The organism is Sphingomonas sp. MJ1 (PH-R8), assembly GCF_048058635.1.
GTDB lineage: Bacteria > Pseudomonadota > Alphaproteobacteria > Sphingomonadales > Sphingomonadaceae > Sphingomonas.
Window position 1 is genome coordinate 1 of the sequence record NZ_JBBEFX010000012.1, and the last position, 22343, is coordinate 22343.

21 protein-coding genes are annotated in these 22343 nt (G+C 70.7%); 19 read left to right on the forward strand and 2 right to left on the reverse strand.

Going from position 1 to position 22343, the window contains the following annotated elements; all coding sequences use genetic code 11:
• Nucleotides 1–12: 12 nt before the first annotated feature.
• Nucleotides 13–1563 (reverse strand): MFS transporter, encoded by a 1551-nt coding sequence (locus VPH46_RS11150; protein ID WP_416611251.1) that lies wholly within the window; start codon nucleotides 1561–1563, stop codon nucleotides 13–15.
• Between the two features lie 283 nt (nucleotides 1564–1846).
• On the opposite strand from VPH46_RS11150, the gene VPH46_RS11155 reads away from it, so the two are divergent.
• From VPH46_RS11155 to VPH46_RS11170, 4 genes are all read left to right on the forward strand, one after another.
• The gene (locus VPH46_RS11155) at nucleotides 1847–2284 is read left to right on the forward strand and encodes a phasin family protein (protein WP_416611253.1); all 438 of its coding nucleotides are present in this window, start codon (nucleotides 1847–1849) and stop codon (nucleotides 2282–2284) included.
• Nucleotides 2285–2375: 91 nt separating this feature from the next.
• Complete coding sequence (gene modA, locus VPH46_RS11160; protein WP_416611255.1) at nucleotides 2376–3149, forward strand: molybdate ABC transporter substrate-binding protein; 774 nt, start codon at nucleotides 2376–2378, stop codon at nucleotides 3147–3149.
• A 9-nt stretch (nucleotides 3150–3158) separates the two neighbouring features.
• Nucleotides 3159–3845 (forward strand): molybdate ABC transporter permease subunit, encoded by a 687-nt coding sequence (gene modB / locus VPH46_RS11165; RefSeq protein ID WP_416611400.1) that lies wholly within the window; start codon nucleotides 3159–3161, stop codon nucleotides 3843–3845.
• Nucleotides 3835–4455: an ATP-binding cassette domain-containing protein gene (locus VPH46_RS11170; protein WP_416611257.1), complete on the forward strand. Its 621-nt coding sequence runs from the start codon at nucleotides 3835–3837 to the stop codon at nucleotides 4453–4455. Before modB ends, VPH46_RS11170 begins: the two co-directional genes overlap by 11 nt.
• Before the next feature lie 24 nt (nucleotides 4456–4479).
• Here the strand turns inward: VPH46_RS11170 and VPH46_RS11175 are convergent, their stop codons facing one another.
• Nucleotides 4480–6543: a TonB-dependent receptor gene (locus VPH46_RS11175; protein ID WP_416611260.1), complete on the reverse strand. Its 2064-nt coding sequence runs from the start codon at nucleotides 6541–6543 to the stop codon at nucleotides 4480–4482.
• 148 nt (nucleotides 6544–6691) lie between these two features.
• On the opposite strand from VPH46_RS11175, the gene VPH46_RS11180 reads away from it, so the two are divergent.
• The 15 genes from VPH46_RS11180 to murB all read left to right on the forward strand — a co-directional run bounded on the left by VPH46_RS11180 (nucleotide 6692) and on the right by murB (nucleotide 22327).
• A complete protein-coding gene (locus VPH46_RS11180) occupies nucleotides 6692–7684 on the forward strand; it encodes a cysteine synthase A (protein ID WP_416611262.1) in 993 nt (330 codons plus the stop codon).
• A 47-nt stretch (nucleotides 7685–7731) separates the two neighbouring features.
• Nucleotides 7732–8049: a hypothetical protein gene (locus tag VPH46_RS11185; RefSeq protein WP_239434590.1), complete on the forward strand. Its 318-nt coding sequence runs from the start codon at nucleotides 7732–7734 to the stop codon at nucleotides 8047–8049.
• Nucleotides 8050–8410: 361 nt separating this feature from the next.
• A complete protein-coding gene (locus tag VPH46_RS11190; RefSeq protein WP_132883220.1) occupies nucleotides 8411–8893 on the forward strand; it encodes a division/cell wall cluster transcriptional repressor MraZ in 483 nt (160 codons plus the stop codon).
• Nucleotides 8890–9837 (forward strand): 16S rRNA (cytosine(1402)-N(4))-methyltransferase RsmH, encoded by a 948-nt coding sequence (gene rsmH / locus VPH46_RS11195; RefSeq protein ID WP_416611265.1) that lies wholly within the window; start codon nucleotides 8890–8892, stop codon nucleotides 9835–9837. The genes VPH46_RS11190 and rsmH overlap by 4 nt, the downstream gene beginning before the upstream one ends.
• Entirely contained in the window at nucleotides 9837–10574 is a 738-nt protein-coding gene (locus VPH46_RS11200; protein WP_416611267.1) for a hypothetical protein, read from the forward strand. The genes rsmH and VPH46_RS11200 overlap by 1 nt, the downstream gene beginning before the upstream one ends.
• Nucleotides 10575–10594: 20 nt before the next feature.
• The gene (locus tag VPH46_RS11205; protein ID WP_416611402.1) at nucleotides 10595–12280 is read left to right on the forward strand and encodes a peptidoglycan D,D-transpeptidase FtsI family protein; all 1686 of its coding nucleotides are present in this window, start codon (nucleotides 10595–10597) and stop codon (nucleotides 12278–12280) included.
• Complete coding sequence (locus VPH46_RS11210; protein WP_416611269.1) at nucleotides 12277–13698, forward strand: UDP-N-acetylmuramoyl-L-alanyl-D-glutamate--2,6-diaminopimelate ligase; 1422 nt, start codon at nucleotides 12277–12279, stop codon at nucleotides 13696–13698. Before VPH46_RS11205 ends, VPH46_RS11210 begins: the two co-directional genes overlap by 4 nt.
• Nucleotides 13695–15065, forward strand: a complete 1371-nt coding sequence (locus VPH46_RS11215; protein ID WP_416611271.1) for a UDP-N-acetylmuramoyl-tripeptide--D-alanyl-D-alanine ligase — start codon at nucleotides 13695–13697, stop codon at nucleotides 15063–15065. Before VPH46_RS11210 ends, VPH46_RS11215 begins: the two co-directional genes overlap by 4 nt.
• Entirely contained in the window at nucleotides 15065–16135 is a 1071-nt protein-coding gene (gene mraY, locus VPH46_RS11220) for a phospho-N-acetylmuramoyl-pentapeptide-transferase (RefSeq protein WP_125961454.1), read from the forward strand. Before VPH46_RS11215 ends, mraY begins: the two co-directional genes overlap by 1 nt.
• The gene (gene murD, locus VPH46_RS11225; protein WP_416611273.1) at nucleotides 16132–17421 is read left to right on the forward strand and encodes a UDP-N-acetylmuramoyl-L-alanine--D-glutamate ligase; all 1290 of its coding nucleotides are present in this window, start codon (nucleotides 16132–16134) and stop codon (nucleotides 17419–17421) included. Before mraY ends, murD begins: the two co-directional genes overlap by 4 nt.
• The gene (locus VPH46_RS11230) at nucleotides 17418–18647 is read left to right on the forward strand and encodes an FtsW/RodA/SpoVE family cell cycle protein (RefSeq protein WP_239434599.1); all 1230 of its coding nucleotides are present in this window, start codon (nucleotides 17418–17420) and stop codon (nucleotides 18645–18647) included. Before murD ends, VPH46_RS11230 begins: the two co-directional genes overlap by 4 nt.
• Nucleotides 18647–19798 carry an undecaprenyldiphospho-muramoylpentapeptide beta-N-acetylglucosaminyltransferase gene (murG, locus tag VPH46_RS11235; protein WP_125961451.1) on the forward strand — a complete coding sequence of 384 codons (1152 nt, stop codon included), beginning with the start codon at nucleotides 18647–18649 and terminating at the stop codon, nucleotides 19796–19798. The genes VPH46_RS11230 and murG overlap by 1 nt, the downstream gene beginning before the upstream one ends.
• The gene (gene murC / locus VPH46_RS11240; RefSeq protein ID WP_416611276.1) at nucleotides 19795–21222 is read left to right on the forward strand and encodes a UDP-N-acetylmuramate--L-alanine ligase; all 1428 of its coding nucleotides are present in this window, start codon (nucleotides 19795–19797) and stop codon (nucleotides 21220–21222) included. Before murG ends, murC begins: the two co-directional genes overlap by 4 nt.
• The gene (locus tag VPH46_RS11245) at nucleotides 21219–21416 is read left to right on the forward strand and encodes a hypothetical protein (RefSeq protein ID WP_132883230.1); all 198 of its coding nucleotides are present in this window, start codon (nucleotides 21219–21221) and stop codon (nucleotides 21414–21416) included. Before murC ends, VPH46_RS11245 begins: the two co-directional genes overlap by 4 nt.
• Nucleotides 21413–22327 carry a UDP-N-acetylmuramate dehydrogenase gene (murB, locus tag VPH46_RS11250; protein ID WP_416611278.1) on the forward strand — a complete coding sequence of 305 codons (915 nt, stop codon included), beginning with the start codon at nucleotides 21413–21415 and terminating at the stop codon, nucleotides 22325–22327. The genes VPH46_RS11245 and murB overlap by 4 nt, the downstream gene beginning before the upstream one ends.
• The last annotated feature ends 16 nt before the right edge of the window (nucleotides 22328–22343 follow it).

Consider the following 22343-nt stretch of genomic DNA (forward strand, 5'->3'; position numbering starts at 1 on the left):
GGCGGGTATCGCTCACGTCGTCTGTCGCATCCGTTGCACTGCTGCCAGTTCCTCGGCCAACGGGTTGACCCCGCGCACCTTGTGATAGAGCCAATAGCCGCCGAGCCACACGGTCAGCACGACCGAGAGCATCGCGACCATCAGGAAAACGTCGTTGTAGGCCAGTATGTTCGCCTCGCGCGTGACCAGCTGGGCTAGGAGGCTCGTGCCCTGCGCCTGCTGCCGGACGGGATCGCCGATCGCCGACGCATAGGCGCCTCCGAGTTGCCGGATGCGCGACACGACCTGCGGGTCCGTCGTCGTCAGCGCCTGCGTGATCTGGAACGCGTGGAACTTCTCCCGCACGATCTGCAAACTGCCCAGCAGCGACGACCCGACCAGCCCGCCCATCGTTTGGGAGATGCCGAACACGGCGGAAAAGCTGATGATGTGGCTCGGCCCGCGGGCGAGCGCGCGGAAGATGCCGATCATGATCATCGGCCCCAGGAAGAACAGCGCGGCAAAGGCGATCAGCGCCTGGCTCAGGTAGAGGTTGGCGGGCCGGGTGAGGTTGGTCGCGTGCGAGTCCATCCAGGCGGCGATGCCGATCAGCACCACCGACGCGATCACCGGCAGGCCCAGCTCGTTCGGAGTGAGGGTCGCCAGGCTCACGCAGATGCCGGCGATGGAGGCGAACACCACCACCACGTTCAGCGTGACCAACTGCTCGTTGCCCATGCCCAGCGCGGTCAGCAGGCCGATGGAGCCGAAATTCTGTTCGGACAGCAGGATGCGCATCGATGCCGCGACGGTCGCGAAGCGCAGGATGTTGCCGTTGCGCATCCAGCGTGTGTTGAGCAGCGGGTTGGCCCGGTTATGCTCGATCAGCAGTGCGGTCCCGATCAGCGGGATCGCCGCGGCGATCGCATAGCCCAGCCATTCGGTGGTCCACCACTGGATGCGACCCTGCACCAGCACCGCGCACAGCAGCGCCATGCCCGGTGCGAACAGGGCAAAGGTCAGGAAGTCGATCCGCTCGAACGCCTGGAACCGCTCGCTGGGGGGCAGGCGGAGCAGGCCGACCGAGGCGAGCGCGGCGAGGGTCAGGCCCAACTCGAACAGGAACAGGTTCTGGATGTGGCCGTCCAGCAGTAGCAGCGGTGAGATCACCCGCGCCAGCGGCAGCGCCACCGTGGAGGAGCCGAAGCCGATGATCATGCCGGACAGGCGCATCGACGCCGGCAGCGACTGCATGATGTACATGAAGCACAGCGTCGTGAGCGCGCTTCCCACCAGCCCGGCCGCCCCGCGAACGATCAGCTGCGTCACATAGCCGTGGACGAACAGCTGGAAGACGTTGAGGCACAGGAACGCGACCAGGAACACGCGGGTGAAGCGTTGCAGGCCGAACTGCTGGCGGAACTTGATCAGCAGCATGCCCATGCACACGCTGGTCATCGCGTTGATCGCGGTCAGCCAGCCTCCCTGCACGGGCGTCAGGCCGAGCGAACCCTGGATCTGGGGCAGGTTGGCGGTGAGCAGCCCGTTGTTCAGGCCGCCCGTGATCCCAAGCAACGTGCCCACTGCGAAATAGGCGTAGCGGCGGCCGAGCGGATGCTCGGGCGTCGCCGGCGAGCCCGGAAGCAGCGGCCGCTCGTGCGGCTTGAATTCATAGGCGGTGGCGACGGCTCGACTCCGCTCAAGGACGACGGCTGGGAGACGATCAACTTCTCGCGCGGGAAGTCGTTCCGTTGCGGAGATGAAACGGCCGGCCGGCGCGGAACCTTGCCGATCCTCGCGCGTCGCACCGACAGGCGCGGGCAGACCCCCTTTTCGAGGCCGGGCGCCGCGCCGGCAGGAGACAGACATGGCGGAAGAAAATGCCGGTAACAGCACCTCGGAACCCGCAGGCGACGGTGCCGCAACCACGGGAGCCGGCATCGGCGGCGCGGACAATGCCTTCGGCGGCGACGGCATGCCGGGCGGATCGGGTGACGCGGCCGGCGGCATGGCCGAGGGGCTGCGCGCCGCGGGCGAGCGCATGCGCGCAGCCGGCGGGCAAATCGCCGGCCAGGGCAGCGAGCTCGGCCTCAGGATGCTCGACCAGGCCGAGACCAACACCCGCGAAGCCTTTCGGATGATGCGTGCCGCCGCCCAGGCCCACGACATGACCGAGGTGATGCGCCTGCAAAGCGAATATCTGCGCGAACAGAGCACGCGCTCGGTCGCCCAGGCGCGCGAAATCGGCGAACTCATCGCAAGCTTCGGCCGCGCCACCATCGGCCAGATGACCGGCAAGTCCTGACCCGTTCGGCCGGCCGCAGCCGGCCGGCCAAGCGACAGGTGCAACCGCGTCCGTCTCCCGCTAGGAACGGCGGAATGAGACGGAGACGGGGATGTTGAGACGAGGCGTGCTCGCTGCGCTCGCGCTGCTGGGTCTAGCGGGCGCCTCCGCCCCGCTTGCCGCACAGCCGCGGCCGCCGCTGGTGCTCGCCGCGGCCAGCCTGCAGGAGTCGATGAACGCGGCGGCCGACGCCTGGGCGCGCCGCGGTCATCCGCGGCCCCGCCTGTCGTTCGCCGCCAGTTCGGCGCTCGCCCGGCAGGCCGCCTCCGGCGCGCCCGCCGACCTGTTCGTGTCCGCCGATCGGGACTGGATGGACGATCTTCAGCGGCGCGGTCTGGTCGTGCCCGGCACGCGCAGCGACCTTCTCGGCAACCGGCTGGTGCTGATCGCACCGCGGGGCAGCAGCGTTCGCGTCGCGTTGCGCCCCGGCGTCGATCTCCGCCGCGCGCTCGGGCCTCGCGGGCGGCTCGCCATGGCCAATCCCGATGCGGTGCCGGCGGGCAAATACGGCAAGGCGGCACTCGAAAAGCTCGGCGGCTGGCAGCAGGTCGCACCGCTGGTGGTCCGCGGCGAAAGCGTGCGCGCGGCCCTTGCGCTGGTGGAGCGCGGCGTGGCCCCGCTCGGCATCGTCTACGCGACCGACGCCCGCGCCTCTGCAAAGGTGCGGATCGCAGGGGTGTTTCCCGTCGGCAGCTACCCGCCGATCGTCTATCCCGCCGCGCGCCTGAAGAACGGCACCAGCCCGGATGCGGAGGCGTTCCGCCGCTTCCTGAACAGCCGCGAGGGCAAGGCGATCTTCGCGCGCTTCGGCTTCTCGACGCGCTGAACAGTGGAACTGTCGCCCGAGGAGTGGACCGTCGTCTGGCTGTCGCTGCGCGTCGGCGGGGTGGCGGTGGCAGCGGCGCTGCCGGTCGCCTTCGCCCTCGCCTGGCTGCTCGCCCGCGGGCGCTTCCCCGGGCGGGTGCTGCTCGACGGCATCGTCCACTTGCCGCTGGTGCTGCCGCCGGTGGTGACCGGCTGGCTGCTGCTGCTCGCCTTCGCGCCCGCAGGCCCGATCGGCGCGCTCGTGGAACGCTGGACCGGTGAGACCGTGCTGTTCCGCTGGACCGGGGCTGCGATCGCGGCGGCGGTGATGGCACTGCCGCTGATGGTGCGCGCGATGCGGCTCTCGATCGAGGCCGTCGACCGCCGCCTCGAATCGGCCGCACGCACGCTCGGGGCAGGGCGGGCGCGCGTGTTTGCGACGATCACCCTCCCGCTGAGCCTTCCCGGTGTGCTCGCAGGCGCCGTCCTCGGCTTCGCGCGTGCGCTCGGCGAGTTCGGGGCGACGATCACCTTTGTCTCCAACGTGCCGGGCGAAACCCAGACGCTGCCGCTCGCCATCTATGATGCGCTCCAGGTGCCCGGGCGCGAGCCGGCGGTGCTGCGGCTGGCGCTCCTTTCGGTTGCACTCGCCCTGGCCGCGCTCGTCATCTCGGAGGTGCTGACCCGCCGTTCCGGGCGGAGGCTGCATGTCCTTTGACGTCGATGTCGTGCTCCGCCGCGGCGACCGAAGCTTCGCGTGCCGGATCGCGCCCGCACCCGGGCTGACGGTCCTGTTCGGTCCCTCGGGTGCCGGCAAGACCACGGTGCTGAACATGGTCGCTGGCCTGGTTCGCCCCGATCGCGGCCATGTCCGCGTGCGCGAGCGCACGCTGTTCGACTCCACCACGGGCACTGACGTGCCCGTGGCCCGGCGCCAGGCCGGCTATGTCTTCCAGGAGGCGCGGCTGTTCCCGCACCTGCGGGTGCGCAGCAACCTGCGCTACGGCGCCGGCCGCGCCGCGCGGGAAGGGGCGCTGATCGGCTTCGACGAGGCGGTGGCGCTGCTGGAGCTCGAACCCGTGCTCGATCGCTGGCCTCGCACGTTGTCCGGCGGGGAGGCGCGCCGCGTCGCGATCGGCCGTGCACTGCTGTCGGGCGCGCGCTTCCTGCTGCTGGACGAACCCATGTCCTCGCTCGACCGCAACCGGCGCGAGGAGGTGATGCGCACCATCGAGCGGCTGCGCGACGAACTCGCGCTGCCCATGCTGATGGTCACCCACGATCCCGGGGAGGTCGAACGTCTCGCCGGGACCGTCGTGGAGATGTAGGCCTCCTCGTACCCAGTATGCCGCTTACCCCCGGTAGCGCAGCCCCACCCACAGCGTCCGCGGCGACGCCCGCTCGACCACGTCGGCGCCGCTGATGCCGGTTTCCACCCGCTCGTTGAGCAGGTTCTCGCCCCGCAGCTCCAGGGAGAAGCCGGCGCGGATCGGTGCCGCGAAGAAGGCGTCCACCGTGGTCGCGGGCGCCAGCGCCTCCGCATTGGCATCGTCCTCGAACTGGCGGGCGGCGTGGCGCAGCGTCAGTGCGGCACCCCAGCCGCCCTGCCGCCAGTCCACCGTCGCCGACACCAGGTCGCGCGGCGTCTGCGCCGGCCGCAGCCCGTCAAGCGCCGCGGCGCTGCCCGACGCCTCCACCCGCGGATCGGTGTGCGACCAGGACACGCGCGCGCCGACCGGCCCCGGCCGGTAGCTCGCATCCAGCTCGAACCCCTTCGACTCGATCGCGTCGAGGTTGCGCCGCACCCGATAGACGCCCGCCGCCGACACGAAGCCCACGCCCGGGAAATTGCCCGGCCCGCGGCCCTCCGTCACATTGGCGATCGCATCCTCCAGCCGGTTCCAGAAGAAGGTGCCCGACAGCTGCATGCCCGGCAGCGGGGTGAGGGTGACGCCACCCTCGGCCCCGGTCAGCTGCTCCGGCGCCAGGTCCGGGTTGGCGGCGGTGGCGTCCGGCCCCACCCGGAACGGACGGTAGAGCTCGTTGAGCGTCGGCAGCCGCCACCCGCGATAGGCCGCGGCCCGCAAGGCGATCGCGTCGCTTGCCTGCCACGAGATCCCCGCACGCCCGGTCGCCTCGCTGCCGTCCCGGTCGGCAAAGCGCGTGTCCGTCAGCGCTGCGCCCCCGGTGAGCGCACGCTCGTCGAGATGCCCGTCCTCGATCCGCCACCAATCGACACGCCCGCCCAGCGACAGGGTCAGGTCGCCCAGCTGCGCCGATCCGTCCGCAAACAGGCCCAGCGTCTGCGTCCGCCCGCCGGTCTCCCGGCGGCGCGTCGGGCTGCCCGCGACAAAGGTGTAGCGTTCCTGCGTGCGCCCCTCGAGCGCCCGCACGTCGCCGCCCAGCCGCAGCGAGATGCCCTTGCCAACCGGCGGCGCGACTTCGAAGCGCGCGCCGATGCCGGTGGCCGGCACGTTATACTGGTCCAGCGACTGGGTGGCGGTGGTGCGGGTCGCATCGACGCTCGCAAAGCTGCTCGCGAAGGCGCGGGTCTGGACGTAGCCCAGCGCCGACCAGCCCCAGCGGCCGCGCCCGACCAGCCGCACGCTCGCGTCCGCGCCCTCGCTGCTGTTGTCGGTAAAGGCGGTGCCGCGCTCGCGCCGGTCGGTAAAGGCGCTGACGTTGACCTGCACTTCCGTCTCCGGCGCGATCGCAACGCCCGCCCGGATCGCGCCCGACGCCTGCTCATAGGGCGCGGCGCGATCGGCGGGGCCGCGGTCTTCCGCTACGGTCGGCACGAAGCCGTCGCCGCGGGCATAGGCGCCCGACACCGTCGCAAAGCCGCTGCCGCGCACCAGCGTTGCCGATCCGTTGGCCTCCACCGAGTCGCGGCTGCCATAGGCGATGCTGCCGGTGAGCGGCGACAGCTGATCCGGCGTCGCGCTCTCCAGCTCGACCGTGCCGGCGAGCGCGCCCGACCCCCAGAAGCCGCTGCCTCCGCCGCGGGTCACGCGGATGCGTCCCAGCCGCTCCGTCGCATAGGCGGGGAAGGCGACCCAGCCGCCGAACGGGTCCGCCTGCGGCACCCCGTCCAGGATCAGCAGCGCGCGGCTCGACGCATTGCCGCCGATCCCGCGCAGGGACAGCCCCTGCGCAGTCGGATGCGCCGATCGCGAGTCGGCGCGCCGGAACTGCTGCAGGCCGGCCGCGTCGGCGAGCAGCGTCTCGAGCCGGTGGCTCGCTTCCGACAGGATACGCTCGCGGTCGATCTCGACCACTGCCACCGTTGCTTCGGCGGGTGTCTCCAGCCCGCGGCCGGTGACCACCACGTCGTTCGCGGGCGGCGTCGCCTCCTGCGCCACGGCGGCGGCAGGAGCGCACACCGCGAGCGCGGCGATGGAGTGCGACAGCTTCATGGTGGAAATCCCCTTGTGTCCGGCCCGGGCCCTATTGCCTTCGCGCGCCAAGCTGAACCGAAAAGCGCGGGCATCCAGCGAATGCGGGTTGGCCTGCCCGTAGCATCGCTTGCTTGTGCCCGCGGCGGCCTGCACCCATGTAGCCGTCATGCACACCGCTCCCAACTCGCTCGCCCTGATCGGCAACACTCCGCTCGTCCTGTTGAAAGGTCCAAGCGAGGCTGCGGGCGCGGAAATCTACGGCAAGTGCGAGTTCGCCAACCCCGGCGCCTCGGTGAAGGACCGCGCGGCGCTTTCGATCATCGAGGATGCGGAGGCGCGCGGCCTGATCGCGCCCGGCGGCACCATCGTCGAGGGGACGGCCGGCAACACCGGCATCGGCCTGGCGCTGGTCGCCAATGCCAAGGGCTATCGCACCATCATCGTGATGCCGGAGACGCAGAGCCGGGAGAAGATGGACACGCTGCGCGCGCTCGGCGCCGAGCTCGTGCTGGTGCCGGCGGCGCCTTATTCGAATCCAGGCCATTTCGTGCACACCTCGCGCCGCATCGCCGAGGAGACGCCGAACGCGATCTGGGCGAACCAGTTCGACAACATCGCCAACCGCCGCGCGCACATCACCGGCACCGCGCCCGAGATCTGGGACCAGATGGACGGCCGCATCGACGGCTTCACCTGTGCGGCGGGGACGGGCGGCACGCTTGCGGGTGTCGGCCTGGCGCTCAAGGAGCGCGATCCCAATGTCACCATCGCGCTCAGCGATCCGCACGGCGCGGCGCTCTACGAATATTATGCCTGTGGCGAGCTGAAGTCCGAAGGGACCTCGGTCGCGGAAGGCATCGGCCAGGGGCGCATCACCGCCAACCTGGAGGGGGCGCCGATCGACACCCAGTTCCGCATCTCCGATGCCGAGGGCTATGAATGGGTCCGCCGCCTCCTGGACGAGGAGGGGATCTGCGTCGGCCTGTCGTCGGGCATCAACGTCGCCGGGGCCGTGCGCCTGGCGCGGGAGCTCGGGGCCGGCAGCCGGGTCGCGACCATCCTGTGCGACACGGGCTTTCGCTATCTCTCCACCCTCTACAACCCCGAATGGCTGGCGGCGAAGGGCCTCGCACCGCGACGCGAAGCGGCGGCAGCCTGACGCCGCGGTCGACAGTGGCGGACGATTCGACTAGTTCTCCTTCACGCATGCCGAATGCCAATGAACAGCTGAGCGCGATGCAGCGTGTGCGGGTCGGGATGACCGGCCTCGCCGTCGTGCTCATCCTCATCCTGCTGGCGAGTGCGCTGGTCAGTTCCGCGCGCAACGATGCGCCGGTGGTGGCGGTCGGCGCGCCGAACGTGGAGACGGTCGCCAACATGACCGGGACCGACAAGGGCGTGAGCACCGCCGATGCCGGCCGCGAGCCGCTCGCCGAGCTCGGCATCGCGCCCGCCGCCACCAACAGCATCGCGCCGCCTGCCAAGCTCGCGCCGATGGAGCCGCCGGCTTCGATCCCCCAATAGGGGCGATTTCCACCCGCTGACGGACGAGCCCGTGCAACGCCATTCGGCGTGCGCGCTGGCACGCCTGTGGCCCCGATCGGGCGGCGTTTCCCACTCCCTCCCACTGCCATTCGACCGCTCCCGCCTCCGCGGCCCGGGGGGTGCGTTCTTGCGCGTGGCGGTGAATCCCGGACCAAGCGGGAAAAAGTGGCGGTAAATCCCACTCTCACCCAGGTTAGCCCATTGTGGGCCAAAGATGGATTTGATACGAATGTGTCAACGAGGGGGCAGCACCTCCGCCGCGAAGCCGAAGCGCGACTGGCCGGCGCCAGCATCGTGAGGACAGCGGGGAAGGCGACGCTGCGCGACCGATTGGGGCAGCGTGTCAGACCGAGAACTCTATCTGAGCTACGGGCTGCAAGCAGTTGACGCCAAAGGGCGAGTCGCTGTTCCCGCAAAGCTGCGCGCCGCCCTGGAGCGCAACGCGGACGCCCGCGACCTGCTGATCGCGCGCGATTCCCAGCACGGCTGCCTGGTCGGGTTCGACGTCAACTGGCCCCGCATCCTGCACGCGCGCATCGATCCGCGCGAACTGGCGGTCGAGGACAGCGGGGAGGCGGTGGACTACAACGTGGCGGGCAATGCGTTCGGCAACCTGGAATCGGCGCCGTTCGATAGCGCCGGCCGCTTCGTGCTGCCGACCTTCTTCCGCCGCCGTGCCAAGATCGAGAAGTGGGCCTTCTTCCACGGCCGCGGCAACACCTTCAACATCTGGAACCCCGAAGCGCTGCTCGCCGACGAGAGCATCGCCGAGGAGACGCGCGAGCTCGTCGAGTTCTGCATGGAAGAGAAGGGGCTGCGATGAGCGACGCGCCCCACATCCCCGTGCTGCTGGACGAGGTGCTCGACGGCCTCGCGATCGAGCCCGGCGAAGTGCATGTCGACGCCACCTTCGGCGCCGGCGGCTATACGCGTGCCATGCTCGGCCGGGGCGCGCGGGTGATCGCGTTCGATCGCGATCCCGATGCGGTGGCCAATGCCGCGCCGACGCTTGCCGAAGCGGGCGAGCGGCTGACGCTGGTCGAGGCGCCCTTCTCCTCGATGGCCTCGGCGCTGGCGGATCTGGGTGTGGTGCCCGTCGATGGCGTGACGATGGACATCGGCGTGTCCTCCATGCAGCTCGACCAGGCGGAGCGCGGCTTCTCCTTCCAGGCGGACGGGCCGCTCGACATGCGGATGAGCCAGTCGGGGCCGACCGCAGCCGACTTCGTCAACACCGCCGACGAGGTGGAGATCGCCGATGTGCTCTACCGTTATGGTGAGGAGCCCCGCTCGCGCCGGGTGGCACGCGCGATCGTCGAGGCGCGTCCGATCACCCGCACGGCCGAGCTGGCGTCGATCGTCCGCCGCGCGCTCGGGCACAAGCCGCACGAGAAGAAGGACCCGGCGACCCGCACCTTCCAGGCGCTGCGCATCCACCTGAACGCCGAGCTCGACGAGCTGGAGCGCGGGCTGGAAGCGGCCGAGCGCGTGCTCAAGCCCGGCGGGCGGCTGGCGGTGGTGACCTTCCACAGCCTGGAGGATCGCATCGTCAAGCGCTTCCTCCGCGAGCGCAGCGGCAGCACGCCCTCGGGATCGCGGCACATGCCCGCCCAGGCGGCAGGCCGCGCGCCCAGCTTCGAATCCCCCGCCAAGCCGGTCCGCGCCGGCGAGGCGGAGCTCGCGCGCAACCCGCGCGCACGATCGGCAACATTGCGAACCGCCCGGCGTACGGCCGCCGCGGCATGGACAGAGGCAGGAGTGAAGTAATGGCAGCGTTCGGGTTCAAGACACTCGGCTGGTGCCTGTGCGTCGCGGTGGTCGCGCCTGCCTTCTACCTCGTCACCTCGCAGGTGGCCGCCGAGCGCAGCCGCGTCGAATCGGTCGAGCGCGCGATCGTGAAGGCGCGCAACGACATCCGCGTGCTGGAGACGGAGTTCGACACCCGCGCTAACCTCGCGCAGCTGGAGCGCTGGAACGGCGACGTCCTCTCGCTGGCCGCTCCGCGTGCCGAGCAGTTCGTCGGCGGCGAGGCGATGCTGGCGCAGCTGCCCGGCCGCACCCCCGGCGACGATGTCCAGTTCGCGTCCTATGTGGTGCCGAGCGCCGGGGTGGTGCTGACCGCCGCGACCATGGCGCAGGCGGAGGCGGACGCCGCCGCAGCCAAGGCCGCAGCCGAAGCGGTGGCCACCCGCGCACCGGTCGCCACCGCAAGCGCCGCGTCCACCAAGCCCGCCGCCGCAGCAGCGCCGGTGGCGGTCGGGCGGACGCAGCCGGCGCCGCGCAAGGCTGCCGCCGCACCGGTCGCCGTCGCAAGCGCCGCGCCCGCGGTGCGCAAGCCTGCCGCCGCCCCGGTCCGCACCGCCGGCCTGGTGACCGCCGCACCTAGCCGCCCGGCCGAGCGCAAGGCACAGGCCGTGGCGATGCTCGATCAGACGCTGCTCAGCGACCGCACCTTGCGCGATCTCGCCCGCGGTGCCCGGCAGGAGGCGGTGAAGAACCGGTGATCGTCGTCGTCGCGCCCCCGATGACTCAGCGCCAGGGTGATGGCGGCCGGCATTCGCTGGTCGCCATTGCGCATGTGCGGCTGATGATCGTGCTGCTGCTGTTCGCGGCGGGCGTGGCGATGGTGCTGCTCCGGCTGGCGACGCTCGCCATCTCGACCTCGCCCGCCTCCTCGCGAGACGCGGCGGCGGCGCTGGTGCCGCTGCGCGCCGACCTCGTCGACCGCAACGGCGCGCCGCTTGCCCGCACCATCGATGCCTGGTCGATCGCGGTGCGGCCGAACAAGGTGATCGGCGACAAGGCGCTGCTCGCCGAGCAGCTGGCGGCGGTCCTTCCCGAGCACGACGCCGGCTATTATCGCCGCATCCTGCAGAGCGACACGACCTTTCGCTATCTCCGCCGCCGCGCGCTCCCCGAGCTGGTGGGGCAGGTGAACGCGCTGGGCGAGCCGGGCATCGTCTTCGCGCGCGAGCCGGAGCGGCTGTATCCGCAGTCGACGCTCGCCGCCCATGCGCTCGGCTATCTCGACATGGACGGCCGCGGCATGCGCGGCATGGAGCGCTACCTCGACACCCGTCTGACCGACCCGGCAGAACGCGGCCAGCCGGTCGCGCTGTCGCTCGACGTGCGCGTGCAGGCGGCGCTGGAGAGCGAGCTCAGCCAGGCGATGGCGCGCTTCCAGGCGGTGGGTGCCGCCGGCGTCATCCTCGACGTCGATTCGGGGGAGGTGATGGCGATGACCTCGCTGCCCACCTTCAATCCCAACAAGGTGACGAGCGGCGGGTCCGAGCTCAACATCCCGACCCAGGGCGTCTACGAGCTCGGCTCGACCTTCAAGCCGCTGACGGTCGCCGCCGCGATCGAGACCGGCGTCGCGAGCTCGATGAGCAAGCGCTACGACGCGACCCAGCCGCTGCCGATCGGCCGGTTCCGCATCCACGACGACCATGCCGAGCGCCGCTGGCTCAACATCCCCGAGACGCTGGTCCACTCCTCGAACATCGCAACCGCCCGCATCGCCGACGAAATGGGCGAGGCGCGGATGCGCACGCTCTTCCGCAGCCTGGGCTTCGACACGCCGCCCAGCATCGAGATCGAGAAGGCGCGCCCGATCTGGCCGACCTTCTGGGCGCGGACCACCACCATGACCTCCGCCTATGGCCATGGTATCGCGGTGACGCCGCTCCACCTGGCCACGGCTTATGCGACCATGGTCAACGGCGGCATCTGGCGCCCGGCGACGCTGTTGAAGCGTGAACCGGGCACGGTTCCGAAGGGCCGGCGCGTGTTCAGCCAGGCGACCAGCGACCGCATGCGCCAGCTGCTGCGGCTGGTCGTGCAGGAAGGCACCGGCCGCCGCGGCGAGGCTCCCGGCTTCCGCGTCGGCGCTAAGACCGGCACGGCCGAGCGCGTGTCGGGGGGCGGCTATTCCAAGAAGGTCAACGTCTCGACCTTCGCGGCGGCTTTCCCGATGGACCACCCGCGCTATGTGGTGATCGCGATGCTCGACTCGCCCAAGGGAACCAAGGAAACCTACGGCTTCACCAGCGCCGCCTGGACGGCCGCGCCGGTGGCGTCGCGGGTGATCAGCCGCACGGGGCCGCTGCTGGGCGTGATCCCGGATGCGCGGGCCGACGTCGACACGAGCGAATTGCGCGGGCTGCTGTGGCATCCCGCTGGCCAGGAAAAGAGCGCGGGACCGGAATGAAGTTGGGAACTCTCCTCGGCACCGAAGGCGGCCCGGCCGTCACCGGCTTCGCCATCGACCATCGCAAGGTGGCCCCGGGCACGATCTTCGGCGCGTTCGAGGGCGCGACGGTCAACGGGGAGGATTTCATCCCCGCAGCCGTTGCCGCCGGTGCGATCGCCGTGGTTGCTCGGCCAGAGGCGGTAGTCCAGGGCGCAGTCCACATCGCCGACCGCAACCCGCGCGAGCGCTTCGCCCGGCTCGCGGCAGCGTTCTTTGCGCCGTTTCCGGAAACCGCGGTCGCGGTGACCGGCACCAACGGCAAGACCTCGACGGTCGAGCTCACCCGCCAGCTGTGGCGCATGCAGGGGCATCACGCCGCCTCGATCGGCACGCTCGGCGTCACCACCGCCGACGATCGCGTCTCGACCGGCCTCACCACGCCCGACGTCGTCACCTTCCTTTCCAACGTCGCCGGCCTCGCGCGCGAGGGCGTGACCCACGTCGCGTTCGAGGCATCGAGCCACGGCCTCTCCCAATACCGCACCGAAGGCCTGCCGGTTCGCGCCGCCGCCTTCACCAACCTCAGCCGCGATCACCTCGATTATCACGGCGACATGGCGACCTATTTCACCGCCAAGCTGCGCCTCTTCTCCGAAGTGCTGGACCCGGACGGCGCGGCCGTGGTGTGGGTGGACGATCCCCACGCCGATCGCGTGATCGACCTCGCCCGCATGCGCGGCAACCGGCTGCTCACGGTTGGCGAGCATGGCGAGACGCTGCGCCTCGTCGGCCGCGATCCCACCTTGCTGGGTCAGACGCTCCTGATCGAGGCGGAAGGGGAGACCCACAAGGTCAACCTGCCGCTGATCGGCGCCTATCAGGCTGCCAACGCGCTCACCGCAGCGGGGCTGGTGCTGGCGACCGGCGGCGATCTCAAGGCGACGCTCGCCGGCCTTTCCCGGCTCCAGCCGGTGCGTGGCCGGCTGGAGCGCGCGGTCATCACCCGCAGCGGCGCGCCGGTGTACGTCGACTATGCGCACACCCCTGACGCGCTCGAGGCGGCGATCGCCGCGCTGAAGCCCCATGCCGCCGGCCGGCTGATCGTGGTGTTCGGCGCCGGTGGCGACCGCGACACCGGCAAGCGCAAGCCGATGGGTGCGGCAGCCGCCGCTGGGGCCGACCTGGTCATCGTGACCGACGACAATCCCCGCAGCGAGGACCCGGCCGCGATCCGTGCCCAGGTGCTCGAAGGCGCGCCGGATGCACGCGAGATCGGCGGCCGCCGCGACGCGATCGCCGCCGCCATTGCGGAAGCCGGACCCGAGGACATCGTGCTGCTCGCCGGCAAAGGGCACGAACAGGGGCAGATCGTCGGAGATTTGGTGCTGCCGTTCGACGATGTCGCGGTGGCCCGGGAGTGTGCGGGGACGGCATGACACCCTTGTGGACCTCGGCCGAGATCGCGGCTGCCACCGGCGGCACCGCCTCGGCCGATTTCGCCGCGAGCGGCGTGACCTTCGATTCGCGGGAGGTGGCTCCCGGGGACCTGTTCGTTGCGCTGAGCGGTGAGGCGACCGACGGCCACCGCTTCCTCGACGGTTCCTTCACCCGGGGCGCCGCCGGCGCGCTGGTCTCGGCCGACACGCCGCATCCGAGCGTGCGGGTGGCGGACACCACGGCCGGACTCGAGGCACTGGCCCGTGCCGCCCGCGCCCGCACCGACGCGACGGTGATCGGCGTCACCGGCTCCGTCGGCAAGACCGGCACCAAGGAGGCGCTGTTCGCTGCCCTGAACCGCGGCGCGCCGGGCAGCGCGCACCGCTCGGTCAAGAGCTACAACAACCACACCGGCGTGCCGCTGAGCCTCGCGCGCATGCCGGCGGCCACCCGCTTCGGCGTGTTCGAAATGGGCATGAACCACGCGGGCGAACTGGCGGCGCTCACCCGCATCGTGCGCCCGCACATCGCGGTCGTCACCACGATTGCCCCGGCGCACACCGCCTTCTTCCCCTCCGAAGCCGCCATCGCCGACGCCAAGGGGGAGATCTTCCAGGGCCTGGAGCCCGGCGGCATCGCCATCATCCCCTTCGACAGCCCGCACCGGGATCGCCTGATCGCTGCGGCCCGCCCGCATGCCGGCCGGATCGTCACCTTCGGTCTGGGCGAGGGCGCGGACGTGCGCGCAGTCGAGCATGTCGCGATCGGCACCGGCGGCACCTTCGTCATCGCGAAGCTCGGAGATCGCGAACTGAGCTTTACCCTGGCGCCTCCCGGCGTGCACTGGGTCGCCAACGCGATGGCCGTGCTCGCCGCGGTCGAGGCGGCCGGCGGCGACCTCGCCCAGGCCGGGCTCGCGCTTGCCGACCTGCCGGGGCTGCCCGGCCGCGGCGCGCGCACGGAGATCGCGATCGGCGAGGGCGGCGCGCTGCTGATCGACGAGAGCTACAACGCCAATCCCGCCTCGATGCGCGCGACGCTCAAGGTGCTGGCCGAGGAGCCGGGCCGCAAGCTCGCGGTGCTCGGCGAAATGCGCGAACTGGGGGAGGCGAGCGACCGCTTCCACGCCGAGCTGGCGGGCCCGCTCGGCGAAGCGGGGGTTTCGCACGCCATATTGGTGGGTGCGGGCATGAAGGCCCTTGCCGAAGCCCTTGAGGGCACGGTCGATTTCGTCCATGTGCCCGACGCCGCTGCCGCGCAGGACCGCCTTTTGGCGCTGCTTGCGCCGGGCGACGCGGTTCTCGTCAAGGGCTCGAATGGGGTGGGGCTGGCAGCCGTGGTGGCGGCGCTGGCGGAAAGAGGCTGATGCTGTATCTGATCGCCGAGACGCTGGGCTTTCCGGGCGTCCTCAACCTCGTCCGCTATCTGAGTTTCCGCAGCGGCGGTGCCGTCGCGACGGCGCTGTTCCTTGGCCTCATCATCGGCCCCTGGTTCATCGGCTGGCTGCGCGTCCGCCAGGGCAAGGGGCAGCCGATCCGCACGGACGGGCCCCAGACCCATCTCGCCAAGGTCGGCACGCCCACCATGGGCGGCCTGATGATCCTGACTTCCATGACGCTGTCCATCCTGCTGTGGATGGACCTGCGCAACCCGTTCGTCTGGGCGTGTCTGTTCGTGACGCTCGGCTTTGCGGCGATCGGGTTCCTCGACGACTATGACAAGGTGCGCAAGGCGAGCACCGCGGGCGTGCCGGGGCGCGTCCGCCTGCTGCTGGAGTTCGTGATCGCCGGCATCGCCAGCTGGCTGATCATCCGCGAGACCGGCACCCAGCTCTACGTGCCCTTCTTCTCCAACGTCGCGATCGACCTGGGGCCGTTCTACGTCGTCTTCGCCGCCTTCACGATCGTGGCGTTCGGCAATGCCGTGAACCTGACGGACGGGCTCGACGGCCTGGCGACCATGCCGGTGATCATCGCCTCGGTCGCGTTCATGGTGATCGCCTATCTCGCGGGTAACGCCAAGTTCGCGGGCTATCTCGGCATTCCCTATGTGGCGGGGGCGGGCGACCTCGCCATCCTCTGCGGCGCCATCGCTGGGGCGGGCCTCGCCTTCCTCTGGTTCAACGCGCCCCCTGCCGCCGTGTTCATGGGCGACACCGGCAGCCTGGCGCTCGGCGGCGCGCTCGGCGCGATCGCCGTCACCGCGCACCACGAGATCGTGCTCGGCATCATCGGCGGCCTGTTCGTGGTGGAGGCGCTCAGCGTCATCATCCAGGTGTTCTTCTACAAGCGCACCGGAAAGCGGGTGTTCAAGATGGCCCCGATCCACCATCATTTCGAACAGCTCGGCTGGGCGGAGGCGACGGTGGTGATCCGCTTCTGGATTGTGGCGCTGGTGCTGGCACTCGCCGGCCTGTCGACGTTGAAGCTGCGATGATCGTCGCGGGCGGCTGGTCCGGCAGGCGCTATGCGGTGCTGGGGCTTGCACGCTCCGGCATCGCCACGGTCAACGCGCTGCTTGCCGGTGGCGCGAACGTCACTGCCTGGGACAGCGATCCCGCGCGCCGTGACGCCGTGACCGGTGCTACGCTCGCAGACCCGCTGGAAATCGACCTCGCCGGGTTCGACGGCGTGATCGTGTCGCCGGGCGTGCCGCTCAACAGCCACCCCATCGCCGCAAAGGCTGCCGCCGCGGGCGTGCCGATCCTTGGCGACATCGAGCTGTTCGCGCAGGCCCGCGCCGATCTGCCGCCCCACCGCGTCGTCGGCATCACCGGCACCAACGGCAAGTCGACCACGACCGCGCTGATCCACCACATCCTCCAGACTGCCGGCGTCCCGACCCTGATGGGCGGCAACATCGGCCTGCCGATCCTGGAGCAGCAGCCGTTGCCGGAAGGCGGCGTCTATGTGCTCGAACTGTCGAGCTACCAGATCGATCTCACCACCACGCTCGACTGCGACGCGGCGGTGCTGCTCAACATCACGCCCGACCATCTCGACCGCTACGACGGCTTCGACGCCTATGCCGCGTCCAAGGCGCGGCTGTTCGCGATGCAGTCCGCTGGCCATGCCGCGATCATCGGCATCGGCGACACCCCTTCGGCGCTGATCGCCCGCCAGGTCGCGCAAGCGGGCCGCAGCGCCGACCTGACCAAGATCGCGCCCGGCGTCTGCATGGACCAGTCCCGCTGGCCGTCGCTCCAGGGGCCGCACAACGCCCAGAACGCCCTCGCCGCCATCGCCGCCTGCGAGGCGCTGGGCGTCGACAACGCCGCCATCGACGCCGGCCTCGCAAGCTTTGCCGGCCTGCCGCACCGCATGCAGCGGGTGGCGGAAGTGAACGGCGTCGCCTTCATCGACGACAGCAAGGCGACGAACCCCGAGTCCGTCGCGCCCGCGCTCGCCGCCTTCCCGCGCATCCACTGGATCCTGGGCGGCAAGCCCAAGGGCGACGATCTCGACGCCTGCCGTCCCGGCTTCGGCCATGTCGTGCGCGCTTATACGATCGGCGAGGCCGGCCCCCGCTTCGCCGAGGTGCTGGCCCCCGACCTGCCGGTGGAGGAAGCAGGCACGCTGGACGCAGCCGTCCGCGCCGCCGCCGCCCGTGCGAAGCCGGGCGAGGTGGTACTCTTGTCGCCGGCCTGCGCCTCGTTCGATCAGTTCAGCGACTATGCCGAGCGTGGGCGCGCCTTTGTGCGCGCGGTGGAGGACCTGCGATGACCGATGTTGCGCGCGCCGCTTCTCTCCGTGCCGATCCCCTGCGCGAGCGCGTCCAGCGCCATGTCGGCCGCGGCGCCCGCTCGCCGATCGGCCTGTGGTTCCGCGACATCGACCGGGTGCTGCTGCTGATCGCGATGCTGCTGGTCGCGCTCGGGCTGGTCGCCGTCGCCGCCGCCAGCCCCGCCACGGCGGTGCGCTATTCCAGCGGCGCGGTGAAGATCCCGGCGATGGCCTATTTCTGGCGCCAGGCCCTGTGGGTGGTGCTGTCCTTCCCGGTGATGATCGGGGTCTCGATGCTGCCCGCGACGGCGGCACGGCGCTTTGCGCTGGGCGGGGCCGCCGTGTTCCTGGTGCTGCTGATGGCGACGCCGCTGATCGGCGTCGAGATCAACGGCGCCCGGCGCTGGATCGGGGTCGGGATCAGCCAGTTCCAGCCCTCGGAGTTCCTCAAACCCCTGTTTATCGTCGCCACCGCCTGGATCCTGTCGTTCCGCGCCAAGGATCCGCACCTGCCGGTCGTGCCGATCACCGGCGCGCTCACTGCGCTGGTAGGGTGCGTGCTGATGCTCCAGCCGGATTTCGGCCAGACGATCATCTTCGGCTCGGTGTGGCTGACCCTGCTGATGATCGCGGGCATCTCCACCCGGATCATGGCGCTGCTGGGCGCGCTGGGCGCAGGCGGGGTGGTCGCGGCCTATGTCTTCTACGACACGGCGCGCATCCGTATCGACAGCTTCCTCTTCCCCGATCCAAACGCCGTCCATACCGACAGCTACCAGACCGACATGGCGCATGCGGTGCTGACGGCCGGCGGCATCACCGGCACGGGTCCCGGCGGCGGCCGCATCAAGTTCAAGCTGCCGGAAGCGCACACCGACTATATCTATGCGGTCGTGGGCGAGGAGTTCGGGCTGATCGCCTGTGCCGCGATCGCGCTGCTGTTCCTGGCGCTGGTGGTGCGTGTGTTCGTGCGGCTGCTGGACGAGGAGGATGCCTTCCGCCTCCTCGCCGCCGCCGGCCTTGCCGTGCAGTTCGGATTGCAGGCGCTGATCAACATGGCGGTGAACACCGGCATCGCGCCTTCGAAGGGCATGACCCTGCCGTTCATCAGCTATGGCGGCTCTTCGATGATCGCGCTGTCGCTCGGCATGGGACTGCTGCTCGCTTTCACGCGCCGGAACCCGTATCTGACGCGATCTCCCTACGGTACCCGGTGGAACGGTTGATGCGCGGATCGAAACATTATGTCCTGGCAGCTGGCGGCACGGGGGGGCACATGGTCCCCGCGGCGGCCCTTGCGACGGAGCTGACCGCGCGCGGCCATCGCGTCGCGCTGGTCAGCGACGAACGCGGCGTCCGTTTCCCAGGCCTGTTCGACGGCGTTCAGACCCACGTGCTTCCCGCCGGCCGCCTCCAGGGCGGGCCGCTGGGCTGGCTGCGCGCCGGGCGCGAGATGCTCGCCGGCCGCGCCATGGCGATGGCGCTCTACGACACCTTCCAGCCGTCTGCCGTCGTCGGCTTCGGCGGCTATCCCGCGCTCCCGGCGCTGCTCGCGGCCTTTGCGCGCAAGGTGCCGACCGTGATTCACGAGCAGAACGCCGTGCTCGGCCGTGTCAACCGCTTCGTCGCCGGGCGCGTGAACGCCATCGCGACCTCGTACGAAGACGTGCAGCGGCTGAAGCCCGCCTACGCCGGCAAGGTCCACCTCGTCGGCAACCCGGTTCGCGAGTCCGTGCTCGCCCTGCGCGACCGCCCGTTCCCGACGCCCGAGGAAGACGGCCTGTTCCGCGTGCTGGTGACCGGCGGCAGCCAGGGCGCGAGCATCCTCAGCCAGGTCGTGCCGGATGGCTTGGCGCTGCTTCCGCTCCATTTCCGCCGTCGCCTGCAGGTCACGCACCAGGCGCGCCTGGAGGACATTGATCGCGTGCGCGCGCAGTACGCCGAGCACGGTATCCCGGCGGAGATCGCGACCTATCTGCCCGACCTGCCCGAGCGCCTCGCCTGGAGCCATGTCGTGATCGCACGCGCCGGTGCCTCGACCATCGCCGAGCTCACCGCCGCCGGCCGGCCGGCGATCCTGGTGCCGCTTCCCAGCGCCACCGACGATCACCAGACCGTCAACGCGCGCGAGATCACCCAGGCGGGCGGCGCGCGCACCATTCCGCAGACGGCCTTCACCCCGACGGAGCTCGCCAAGCAGATCCAGAAGCTCGGGCTGGAGCCGCAGGCGCTGGAGAATGCCGCGCTTCGCGCGCGCAGCTGCGGCCGCCCCTACGCCGTCCGCGACCTCGCCGACCTGGTCGAGAGCATCGACTCGCCTCCGGCCCGGATCCCGAGCGGATCGGCCAAGCCCGCCGTGCGGGAGGCGCTGGCATGAAGGGCGTCGCAACCGACATCGGCACGATCCACTTCGTCGGCATCGGCGGCATCGGCATGTCCGGCATTGCCGAGGTGATGAAGAACCTGGGCTATCGCGTGCAGGGCTCCGACGTGGCCGAGGGCTATGTCGTCCAGGGCCTGCGCGACCGCGGCATCCCGGTGGCGATCGGCCATGCCGCCGCCAATCTGGGTGACGCGGCGGTGGTGGTGACCTCGACCGCCATCCAGCGCGGGAACCCGGAGGTCGAGGCTGCGCTCGCCCGCCGTGTGCCGGTCGTCCGCCGTGCCGAAATGCTCGCCGAGCTGATGCGCCTCAAGTCCACCGTCGCGGTCGCCGGCACCCACGGCAAGACGACCACCACCTCGCTGATCGCAGCCCTGCTCGACGCCGGCGGGGTCGACCCCACCGTCATCAACGGCGGCATCATCAACGCCTATGGCTCCAACGCGCGGCTGGGCGCCAGCGACTGGATGGTGGTCGAGGCCGACGAGAGCGACGGCAGCTTCCTGCGCCTGGACGGCACGATCGCGGTCGTCACCAACATCGATCCCGAGCATCTCGACCATTATGGCTCGTTCGACCGCGCCAAGGACGCGTACGTCGAGTTCGTCGAGAACGTGCCCTTCTACGGCGCGGCGATCCTGTGCCTCGACCATCCGGAGGTGCAGGCGATCATCCCGCGGGTGCGCGACCGCCGCATCGTGACCTATGGCTTTGCCGCGCAAGCCGACGTCCGCGGCACCAACATCGTGTCGAAGGACGGCTGCAACCGCTTCGACGCCGTGGTGCGGGAGCGCGACGGCAGCCAGCGCACCATCGCCGGCATCGTCCTGCCGATGGCCGGCCGCCACAACGTCCAGAACGCGCTCGCCGCCATTGCCGTCGCGATCGAGATGGGCATCGACGATGCCACCATCGCCAGCGGCTTCGGTGCCTTCGGCGGAGTCAAGCGCCGCTTCACCAAGGTCGGCACGGTCGCCGAGCCGGCGATGACGGTGATCGACGACTATGCGCATCACCCGGTGGAAATCCGCGCCGTACTCTCCGCTGCGCGCGAAGCCTCTGCCGGGCGCGTGATCGCGGTCGTGCAGCCGCACCGCTATTCACGGCTCGGCGCGCTGATGGACGAGTTCGCGCAGGCGTTCAACGATGCCGATGCGGTCTATGCACTCCCCGTCTATGCGGCGGGCGAGGCGCCGGTCGAGGGCGTGAGCGGGGAGGCGCTGGCCGAGCGCATCTGCCGTCGCGGCCATCGCTCCGCGCGCTCGGTCGCGGATGCTAAGGCACTCGCGCAACTCCTCGCCGCCGACGCGCGTGAGGGCGACCTGATCGTCTGCCTGGGGGCAGGGGACATCACCAAGACCGCCGCCGGCCTCGCGGATGCGATCGTCCAGGCGGCGCGCGTGGAGCAGGCGGCATGAGCGACTGGTTCAAGACCGCGACCGAGGCGCAGCGCGAGCTCTTCCGCGCCCATGAGGCGCAGGTGGATGCCGTCCGCCGCATGCTCCAGGCCGGCAGCCAGGCCGCTGACTTCCAGGATGCCGGCCGTCGCGCGGCAGAGGCGCAGTGGAAGGCATGGCTCGCCTGGGCGAAGCTGTGGGGCTGGAGCAAATGAGCACCGCCCTCCGCCTCGACACGGGCGCGCTGCCCCCGGTCGCCGGCAAGGTCGAGCCGCAGGGCTCGCTCGCCGACTTCATCTGGTTCCGCACCGGCGGTCCGGCAGAGTGGCTGGTGCGTCCTGATACGGTCGAGGCGCTGGCGGATCTCCTCGCCACGCTGGACCCGCAAGTGCCGGTGCTCCCGGTCGGCGTCGGCTCCAACCTGATCGTGCGCGACGGTGGCGTGCCGGGCGTAGTTGTACGCCTGCCCAAGGCGATGGCGCGCGTGTCCGTCGAACCCGGCAACCGCGTGCGGGCAGGGGCAGGGGCGATGGGCATCACTGTCGCCTCGGCCGCCCGCGACGCGGGTATCGCCGGGCTGGAGTTCCTGCGCGGCATCCCGGGCACGATCGGCGGCGCCGTGCGGATGAACGCGGGCGCCTATGGCCGCGACACCAGCGACATCCTGGTCGAGGCGACGGTCGTCACGCGCGCCGGCGCGATCGAGACTTGGCCTGCCGAGCGGCTGGGCTACACCTACCGCCACTCCGAACTGCCGGCCGGCGCCGTCGTGGTCGAGGCGGTGTTCGAGGGCACACCCGGTGATCCCGCCGCGATCGGCGCCGAGATGGACCGCATCGCCGCGGAGCGCGAAGCGTCCCAGCCGCTGCGCAGCCGCACCGGCGGCTCGACCTTCAAGAACCCGGACGGGCACAAGGCCTGGGCGCTGATCGACGCCGCCGGCTGCCGCGGCCTGCGCCGCGGCGACGCGCAGGTGAGCGAAAAGCACTGCAACTTCCTCCTCAACCTGGGGTCCGCCAGCAGCGCCGAGATCGAGGCGCTGGGCGAGGAAGTGCGCGCACGGGTGAAGGCCCATTCCGGCGTCGAGCTGGAATGGGAAATCCAGCGCGTGGGACTTGCCAAGTGATGCCGCGCACCCTCGT